This is a genomic window from Dolichospermum lemmermannii CS-548 (assembly GCF_028330815.1).
Classification (GTDB): Bacteria; Cyanobacteriota; Cyanobacteriia; order Cyanobacteriales; family Nostocaceae; genus Dolichospermum; species Dolichospermum lemmermannii.
Genome location: NZ_JAQMTJ010000142.1, coordinates 1 through 2,606, shown reverse-complemented (window position 1 = coordinate 2,606; position 2,606 = coordinate 1). Strand labels below are relative to the sequence as shown.

The following is a 2,606-nucleotide window of genomic DNA, read 5'->3' as shown; positions in this document are numbered from 1 at the left end:
TCAAACCAGTAATCTCCAAAAACCTAACCCCCCTACCCCCCTTCCCTGCAAGGGAATGGGGGTTTTAAAGCCTCTCCCCTTGCAGGGGAGAGGTTTGGAGAGGGGTCAGTCTATACATTCAAAACTTTTCAAACACCCTCTTAGTTTTCATAGTTAATATAGCTGTATTATGGTACTTAATTAGACATTTTTATAAACATTAGTTAAGCAAAAATGCTGATAATATAAACCGATTCGACAATTATCAAAGAATAGTTAATCTAGCTACAATTTTATCAAGCAAATATGAAAAAATTTTAGTTAGATAAATGAGATAATAGAAAAGTTGATCATCAAGTCATCGAGAATTATTAATAATGCCTAATTCTTCCGAACAGTTTTCAATTACACCTGATGCTTATGCACCTAGATTAAAGCGTCTACGTCAATTTAGTAAGGTATTAGATAATATAATTACCGTTCCCGGAACACAAGTAGGAATTGGTTTAGATCCTATTATTGGATTACTTCCCATAGGAGGTGATGCTTTAGGACTCATACTTTCGTTTTATATTATCATTGAAGCTGCACAATTAGGCGTACCTACAGCCACATTAGGCAGGATGGTAATGAATGTAATTGTTGATTCCTTATTTGGGGCTATTCCCATGTTAGGAGACTTGTTTGATTTTGCGTGGAAAGCTAATAATTACAATATTATTTTATTGGAAGAATCTTTAAAATCTCCTCAGCAAAATCAAAAAGCAGATAAATCATTTATCCTCATTTTTACTGTGGGTTTATTTCTACTGGCTATTGTCTTAATATCCATCCCCGTGATATTACTAAGAATATTATGGCAAGTCTTCACTGGTAATTAAATTATCCTATAAAATTATGAAAGATTGGTGGCAAGATAATTTTCCTCAAGGACGGCAATATCTCGTTATTCCTGATGCTCAAGGTTATCCAATTCAAATAGCTTATGGTGAAAAAGGTCGAGGTAAACCGCTAATTCTATTACATGGTTTAGGCAGTTGGAGTTATAATTGGCGACATAGTATTGAACCATTATCTCAACATTTTCGGGTAATTTGCTGTGATTTTAAAGGTTTTGGTTTTTCCGAAAAGCCCGTATCTCGTCGAGAAGAAAATGGACATCAAATTATTGAATTAAAACGCATTATTCAAGCTTTATGTGATGAACCACCCATAATAGTAGCAGAATCTATAGGAGCATTAATTTCTTTAGGATTAGCTGGTAAAAATCCTGATTTAATCGGACGTTTAGTAGTAATTAATGCCCCTATTTTTACAGAAAGCTTACCTCATTGGTCTATGGGTTTACTGGCACAAACACCAATAGAGATTATCCATGCAGTTGATAATTTACGTCTCGCATATTGGTTTGCACCTTTAGTTAGAAAAGTTATGGGAACAGAAAGACGGAAGGTATTGTATGATCCTTCCCTGTTAACAGAGGAAGATATTTACTGGATTACTTACCCATTTATTGAAATTCCGGGAACTTTGGTAAAAGTTGCGGAAGATCTACAAATTGCTGCTCAAGAAATTGAGAGTTTGCGAACAAATCAGCCAAGTATGTTGAGTAATATTCAAAAAAATCTCAAAAATATTGAATGTCCAACTTTGGTATTATGGGGAGATCAAGATAGTTGGTTTCCTGCTAGTCATGGGGAAAAATTACATCAACATCTTCCCAATTCTCGGTTACAAATTTTGCAAAATTGCTATCATGATGCCTCAACTGGTTCTTCTACTGTTGTGAATGCCGCAATTTTGGAGTTTTTAAAAGATACCAATTTCTTTTAAATAAATCTGATTGGATTTTTATTAGATAATAATTGCATTGTCTGAAAATTAGCAGGATTTTCCTGATCTTTTACCCAATTTATCGGATTGTTGACAATGTATTCACGAATATTATTTAATGCTTCTTCATTGCGGATAATATGTTCATAATAATTACGCTGCCAAATTACATTTCCTTTAGCTTTATTCATCCGATTAATTTGGCGTGTAGAAACTGATTTATAATTTTGAGTTATTGCCGCCAAAGATTGTGGTTTTGTCCCATTAATTTTAACTGTTTCACCCGTATAGACTGTAGGGGCGAAGCATTGGCTTGATAAATTTTGTTGTTGTGAAAAATCTTGATTTGCCAATGCTTCGCCCGCCACCTCAGAACTCTCAATGATAATAATCCCATGTAAATGATTGGGCATGATCACAAATTCATCTAACTCGACATTTTTAAAATGTCGAGGAATAGATAACCAAGAATCCCTTGCTATCTCGCCATTTGTATTTAATTTTATTTCACCATCTACAATTTCACCAAATAAACAATTACGTTGATGGGTGCAAATGGTGACAAAATATGCTCCCTGTTGAGTATAGTCGTATACTTTTAATCGGATGGAACGGCGGTGGTGAATATTGGAATTGTAGGGCATAAATTTAATAGATGGATTTCTTTGTCATTTCTATGGGAAAGGGTGAAGCATTCGCCAATATAGTTTATCTGTTTGTTCCATATTTTTCTCGTGGGAAGGGTGAAGCATTCGCCAATATAGTTTATCTGTTTGTTCCATATTTTTCTCGTG

The 2,606-nt window shown here is 34.5% G+C and carries 3 protein-coding genes; 2 read left to right on the top strand and 1 reads right to left on the bottom strand.

All coding sequences use genetic code 11. The features are described 5' to 3' along the window. The first annotated feature begins 356 nt into the window (after nt 1–356). Entirely contained in the window at nt 357–860 is a 504-nt protein-coding gene (locus tag PN450_RS09205; protein WP_271836088.1) for a DUF4112 domain-containing protein, read from the top strand. A 16-nt stretch (nt 861–876) separates the two neighbouring features. Further along, nucleotides 877–1,812: an alpha/beta fold hydrolase gene (locus PN450_RS09200; RefSeq protein ID WP_148762310.1), complete on the top strand. Its 936-nt coding sequence runs from the start codon at nt 877–879 to the stop codon at nt 1,810–1,812. Here the strand turns inward: PN450_RS09200 and PN450_RS09195 are convergent. Then, nucleotides 1,809–2,456 (bottom strand): transposase, encoded by a 648-nt coding sequence (locus PN450_RS09195; RefSeq protein WP_271836087.1) that lies wholly within the window; start codon nt 2,454–2,456, stop codon nt 1,809–1,811. The two genes, PN450_RS09200 and PN450_RS09195, sit on opposite strands and share 4 nt — an antisense overlap. Nucleotides 2,457–2,606: the final 150 nt, after the last annotated feature.

Coding starts and splice junctions, on each gene's coding strand:
- PN450_RS09200 (WP_148762310.1), top strand. CDS start 877: ATGAAAGATTGGTGGCAAGATAATTTTCCTCAAGGACGGCAATATCTC.
- PN450_RS09195 (WP_271836087.1), bottom strand. CDS start 2,456: ATGCCCTACAATTCCAATATTCACCACCGCCGTTCCATCCGATTAAAA.
- PN450_RS09205 (WP_271836088.1), top strand. CDS start 357: ATGCCTAATTCTTCCGAACAGTTTTCAATTACACCTGATGCTTATGCA.